Origin of the sequence: Chitinimonas sp., from assembly GCF_041904975.1 — a bacterium.
Lineage (GTDB): Bacteria > Pseudomonadota > Gammaproteobacteria > Burkholderiales > Chitinimonadaceae > Chitinimonas.
Window position 1 is genome coordinate 1 of the sequence record NZ_JAYRLZ010000266.1, and the last position, 5828, is coordinate 5828.

6 protein-coding genes are annotated in these 5828 nt (G+C 63.1%); 4 read left to right on the forward strand and 2 right to left on the reverse strand.

Annotated elements, in window-relative coordinates:
- From ACE3OH_RS18440 to ACE3OH_RS18455, 4 genes are all read left to right on the forward strand, one after another.
- Positions 1-404 (forward strand): methylated-DNA--[protein]-cysteine S-methyltransferase (locus ACE3OH_RS18440; protein ID WP_374356621.1); only part of this gene is annotated, 404 nt, incomplete at its 5' end.
- Positions 405-578: 174 nt separating this feature from the next.
- Complete coding sequence (locus ACE3OH_RS18445; RefSeq protein WP_374356624.1) at positions 579-1469, forward strand: DMT family transporter; 891 nt, start codon at positions 579-581, stop codon at positions 1467-1469.
- Positions 1470-1755: 286 nt separating this feature from the next.
- A complete protein-coding gene (locus ACE3OH_RS18450; RefSeq protein WP_374356628.1) occupies positions 1756-2913 on the forward strand; it encodes an HD-GYP domain-containing protein in 1158 nt (385 codons plus the stop codon).
- Positions 2914-3054: 141 nt separating this feature from the next.
- Positions 3055-4371: an MFS transporter gene (locus ACE3OH_RS18455; protein ID WP_374356631.1), complete on the forward strand. Its 1317-nt coding sequence runs from the start codon at positions 3055-3057 to the stop codon at positions 4369-4371.
- A gap of 108 nt (positions 4372-4479) precedes the next feature.
- Here the strand turns inward: ACE3OH_RS18455 and ACE3OH_RS18460 are convergent, their stop codons facing one another.
- Both ACE3OH_RS18460 and ACE3OH_RS18465 read right to left on the reverse strand, forming a co-directional pair.
- On the reverse strand, positions 4480-5337 hold the full coding sequence (locus ACE3OH_RS18460; protein WP_374356634.1) for a dienelactone hydrolase family protein: 858 nt from the start codon (positions 5335-5337) through the stop codon (positions 4480-4482).
- 194 nt (positions 5338-5531) lie between these two features.
- Positions 5532-5828 (reverse strand): D-alanyl-D-alanine carboxypeptidase family protein (locus tag ACE3OH_RS18465; RefSeq protein WP_374356637.1); only part of this gene is annotated, 297 nt, incomplete at its 5' end.

Genomic DNA, 5828 nt, shown 5'->3' on the forward strand with positions numbered 1-5828 from the left:
ATGCGGATTTACCCTTGCGCCTGGCTGAACTGGCCGAGACTTGGCCTGCGGCCACGCTGCTGCGCGATGATGGCCGCATGGCGCAGCTGGCGCAGCGCCTGTTCGCGCAATACCGGCAGCCCGAGCCGGTGCATGTGTTTGTCAAGGGGACGCAGTTCCAGATCAAGGTGTGGGAGGCGCTACTGCAGATTCCGGCCGGGCAGCTCAATAGCTATGGCGAACTGGCTGCGCGCGTCGGGCGCCCCGGCGCGGCGCGTGCAGTGGGTAGCGCGGTGGGTGCCAATCCGATCGGGCTGTTGATTCCCTGCCATCGCGTGATCCGTGGCGATGGTGCGCTGGGTGGCTACCGTTGGGGTGAAACGCGCAAGCAAGCCCTGATCGCTCTGGAGTTGGCGCAGGCTTAGGAAAGCACCGAACCAATCGAGTTTTGCCAGCCCGGCATGTCCCGCAAAGCCCACGGCGTAGCAGGGAGCGGAAGAGCGGTTGATCGTGCATGAGTGCATACCATGCATTGCTGTGTCGCTCTGGTTAGTGGGCCGGCGCACGGTCACACTGCGCTATTGATACAGGGTGAGGCGATGATGAAACCGAAAGATCTCGCAGAGTTGACGCTATTGGCCGCCATCTGGGGCGCGTCCTTCTTGTTTATCCGTCTGGCAGCCGCTGAATTTGGCGCAGCGCCGCTGATGCTGGTCCGGGTTGGCGGGGCAAGCCTGCTACTGCTGCCGATACTGGCATGGCGCGGCGAGGCGGCGGCACTGCTTGGAAACTGGCGGCAGCTCTTGGTGGTGGGGCTATGCAATTCAGCCTTGCCCTTCTATTTGTACGCTTGGGCAGCGGTTTGGCTGTCGGCAGGCTTTGAGGCGGTCATCAATGCCAGCACGCCCTTGTGGACATCGGTGGTGGCCTACGCCTGGCTGGGACAGCGCCTGCCACGTTTGCAGGCAGCCGGCCTGTTGCTCGGTTTTGTCGGGGTGGCGGTGTTGGTTTGGGGCAAGGTCAGCCTCGCAGCCGGTGGTGATGGCCTCGCTGTGCTGGCCGCAATGGCGGCGCCGATTGCCTATGGCATTGCCGCCAACTACACCCGCCAGTATCTACCGCAGCGTTCCCCGCTGCTGGTGGCGACCGGAAGTCAGCTCGGCGCCACCCTGATCTTGCTGCCGCTGGCATGCTGGCAGTGGCCGGCACGGCTACCCTCGAGTACGGCCTGGATCGCCGCGCTGCTACTGGCCTCGCTTTGCACGGCGCTGGCGTATTTGCTGTTTTTCCGGCTGCTGTCGCGCAATGGTCCGAGCAAGGCGGTATCGGTCACCTTCTTGATCCCGGTATTTGCCATTGTCTGGGGCAATCTGTTTCTTGGCGAAGTGCTGTCCATGCGCATGGCGCTGGGCGGCATCATCATCGTGCTGGGCACGGTGCTGGCACTGGGCCTGTGGCCACGGCCTCGGGCCGCTGCTGCCGTGGCGTGAGGGCAGGCGCGGCAGCCGCTGCACCACCCGCCCTGCGCCGATGTGGGATTGATCCGACACGCGGAGCGGGGCGAGGTGGCGTTTTTACACCGGATATACGGGAAAACCTACCGTCTGTAAGGTGAGTTTGGAGATATGCACCTGTGATGATCCGGTGAGATTAGCATCGCCTGATGGGGATAGGCGCAACAGGCTAGCGCAGCAGCCCCGCAACGCACTGCAGGCCTTCTGAGCCAGCAGCCAGGCGCCACCCGGGTGGCATTGCATCGGCGGTCGGAGGAACAGCATGATCCAGCGACGCATCCGTTTGGGTGAAATCGCAGTCGGGCATCCCTTACCCTGGAATGTTTACACCGACAAAGGCGTGCTGCTGATGGCCGAAGGGGCGCGCATCCAGTCGGCTGATCAACTGGATCGCCTGCTGGAAATCGGTCTGTATATCGAGTCAACCCTTACCTGGCATCAACCGCCGCAATCGGCGCTCCAGCATGTGCTGCATGCCTGCTACCGCTTGGCGGTGTTGTTCAAGCAACCGGAGCAGGTGCCTGATTTTCCAGCCGAGGTGCTGGCGATTGCCGGGCTGATCGAAGAGGCGCTGTCGCAAGACAGCGGTGTGGTGATGGCCACTGTGGTTTTGCGCCGTGGCGGGCGCTATGCGGTACGCCATGGGGTGAATGCCGCCTGTGTGGTGGCGTGCGTGCTGCAGGCGATGGGCCCGACCGGCCCCGGCAAGCTATCGGTTTTGGCCGCTGCGCTGACCATGAATATCGGAGTGCTGGAACTGCAGGATGCGCTGGCTCGCCAGATCGAGCCCTTGACGCCGTCGCAGCGTGCCCGTATCGAGCGCCATCCGCTGGAGAGCGAAGAGCGCCTGCGCAATCTCGGCGTACGCGATGAATTGTGGCTGCGCGCCGTGCGCGAACATCACGAGGCGGTGGATGGCAGCGGCTACCCGGTCCGGCTCAAGGGTTCGCGGGTGTCGCAGGCGGCGCAACTGCTCGGTCTGGCCGATCTGTTCTGCGCACGGGTCAGCGAGCGCGGCTATCGGCGGGCCGATAGCGCCAAGATCGTGTTGCGCGACATCCTGATCGAGCGCGGTCGTCACTTCGATACCTCGTTGGCGGCCTACTTTATCAAGGCGCTGGGGGTGTATCCGATCGGCACCGCTGTGCAGCTCTCCGATGGCAGCAAGGGAGTGGTGAGCGGCCGCACCGAGCGCGTGGACGCGCCCTGGGTACATGCCCTGGTGGCGGCTGATGGCGACCCGCTGATGCCGCCGATCCGCTACGACACCAATGATCCACGCCATGCGATCGTCGATACCCTGTGCACCGCCGACTTGGGCGTGCAGATCGATATGGAGTCGATCTGGGGTGAAGGTGCTTCCGACTTCCGCCTCGGACATTTCGACCCGCAGCTGCGGGCGGTGGATTTTTCGGTCTGACGCAACGGCCCTGGCAGGCAATCCGTAGCGCCGCCCGATTGCTGCGATCAGGGCAAAGCAGCTTTGCACCGGCCCTACTCGCCGCGTGCTGGTCGAACGGCTACCATCCGGGCGTTCCAGCCTTCCTTTTTCCGGACCTCCATGTTGCAGCAGTTGCGCCAGCGGCTCGACCGCGTCGGCCGGCCTTTTTCCAGTCTCCTGTTCAGCGATGCCCTGATGCTGCTGGCCATCATGGTCGGCCATATCGCCATGCCTTGGTGGGTGGCGCATCGTGGCGGCGCGGCGCATCTGGCGATCTTTGCGGTGGTGGGCGCGGTTGCGTCGGTGTTGACCATGCTATTGCTGTCCCCCTTGGGTGATCGGCATGCCAAGGGCAATCTGATCAGCGTCAGCCTGCTGGTTTTGGCCGGCCAGGCCTTGCTGTTGGCGCTGCTGGCGTCGCTTGACCTGTACCACTTGCCGCTGATCCTGTTGCTGCAGGTATTGGGCGCTGCCGCCACCGCGGTAATGACGCCGGCTTCCCTGAGCATCGTGGCCGAGTTGGTCAGCAGCGAGCGTATTGCCGATGCCTTGGCACTGAAAAAAAGCGCACAGGCAATTGGACGCTTGATCGGTCCGGTGCTGGGTGGCGCCCTGCTGGCCGCCGCTGGCACGGCGCCGGCGTTATGGTTGCACTGTGCGCTCTTGCTGGGCGCGGCACTGCTGGCACGGCGAATTCCACGGCAGGCGCGGCCACCGGGCGATCAGAAAAGTGCGTCCTGGCTTAGCGAGTTGCGCATGGGGGTACTAGTGAAGTGGAAGATCCCACTGGAGCGTGGCTGGACCTTGGTCAACTTCGTGGTGTGCATTTGCTTTATGCCCGCTGTGGGCATGTTGCTGCCGCTCAAGGTGCAGTCGCTGCATCTGTCGGCCGCCTGGCTGGGCGCCTGCGAAGCGGCGTTGTCGGTGGGCCTGCTGGCAGGCGCCCTGGGTATTTCGGCCCAGATTGCCCACCATATCGGCCGCTATCCGGCGCGCCTTGGTGGCTTGCTGGTACAGGGCGCGGCGCTGGCACTGGCCGGCTGGCTGAGCCAGCCGCACATACTGGTGCTGATGTTCTTCGTCGTGGGCGTGGGTTTATCCCTGGTGCAATTGGTCGGCCAGACGCACCGGCTGCTGGCGATTCCCGATGACTACCGTGGGCGCATGACTGCGGTGAACATGATGACCATCCAGGTCGCCAACAGCCTGGGCCCGGCCCTGGCTGGGATTGCCCTGCTGCATTTTGGCGTTGCCGAGGTGTATATGGCGGCCGGTATCGGCGTGTTGTTGTGTACGGCTGGCTATTTGCTGGTGCCTGGTTATGCGCAGTTTCTTGCGCTGGATCATGATGCGGTCAGTAACTGGTACGGCCGTAATTATCCGGAGCTATTCCAGCAGCCCGGCATACAGCGAGGCGGGCAGGGGTTGAGCGAATAGCCCGCACGGCTTGACGCGGTCGTGGCGGGCCATGCCCATGATGGCGGCGCGGATAACGGGCCGGTGGCCCCTCGCGTATTTGGCAAACTGCTTCTTACTTCAATCTTCTTACTTCAAATGGCTGGCAAAAAAGTCCAGCACGCGCTGCATGGCATCCTCACGTGCCTGTGGATTGGGTGCGATGGTCACGCCGGCTCCGGCATTGACGCCATTGGGCACCTCTTTGCGTACCCGCTTTTCCTTGAGCGCCGGATTGTCGAAATCGTGATAGCTATCGGGATAGGTAACGATCTGCATCGGCTCGCCGCGCGCCTTGACTGCCTCGGCCAGGGCCTTGCACGGCGCGGCAGGGGTCCAGTCATCTGACTCGCCGATCAGCAATAATAGCGGTGCATAGGGGTGGAAGGCGTCGGCATGCTCGGCGCGCTTGCTGCAGCCGGGGTAGAAGGATGCGGCTGCCTGAAAGCCCTTGCCGGACTCGGGCCTGTGGCTGATGGTGTCGAGGGTGACGCCACCGCCATGCGACCAGCCCAGTACAGCGATCTGCTCGGCCTTGATATCTTTTTGCCCACGCAGATAGGCCAGGGCGGCATAGGCATCGCCGCGCCGGTCGGATTCCTTCAGCGAGCGCTCGGAAAACTTGATGGTGCAGATCTGCTTGAGGCCGCGTGCGCTGAAGCTATCGAGCATCAGGGCGGTGTAACCATGCTTGGCGAGGAACTCGCCCCACATCAGATGACGTGGATTGAGAGTTTCGCCATCCTTGGCATAGGCACCACCGCAGCCGTGCAGCATGACCACCGCCGGATGCGGCTCGCTGCCCTCGGCCGCAAACAGAAAGCCGGTCAGCGGCGCTGCGGCGCTGGAAATACCGGCAGTGGGAATGCTGATGCGTACCGGCGTAGCGGCCAGTGCGAACTGGCTGGCAAGTGTCAGCGCAAGTATCAGGGCATGGCGAAGGGTCATGGTGGCTTTCTGAGCGGAAGATTGGTCGGCCCGCCAGTGCGGGCGCGCAAGCCTACGGCACGCCGATGTCACGCTTGTGAGCAAACAACGTCAAATTGTTAAACATCTGGCAGATGTAAACCGCAAAGCCATACCGGATTGCACGCGCTCAGCAAAAGCGAGCGTGGCAATCCGCGTCGTCGGTCGATCATGCCTCAGGTCATGGTTGAGGAAGTAGGCTGATACAGCCAGTGCCATGGCTCATAGATATAGCCGGCGGCATTGTCGCGTGGTAGCGACATGACAAAGCCAAAGCGCGCGGCATTGTGGCTCAGCCAGGCAAAGCCGACGCTATGCTCGAACGATTCTTCCAGCACGGCGCTATCCGGGCTGCTCACATCGAATGCGCGCCCGGTGTGGTGTTCGCTGTAGCCGGGGGCGGCGCTTACCTGCAATATGGTGTTCAGGTCCAAGCCTCCCGCCAGTTTGCGGCGGATGATGCCGGCCTGATA

Coding starts and splice junctions, on each gene's coding strand:
- ACE3OH_RS18445 (WP_374356624.1), top strand. CDS start 579: ATGATGAAACCGAAAGATCTCGCAGAGTTGACGCTATTGGCCGCCATC.
- ACE3OH_RS18450 (WP_374356628.1), top strand. CDS start 1,756: ATGATCCAGCGACGCATCCGTTTGGGTGAAATCGCAGTCGGGCATCCC.
- ACE3OH_RS18455 (WP_374356631.1), top strand. CDS start 3,055: ATGTTGCAGCAGTTGCGCCAGCGGCTCGACCGCGTCGGCCGGCCTTTT.
- ACE3OH_RS18460 (WP_374356634.1), bottom strand. CDS start 5,337: ATGACCCTTCGCCATGCCCTGATACTTGCGCTGACACTTGCCAGCCAG.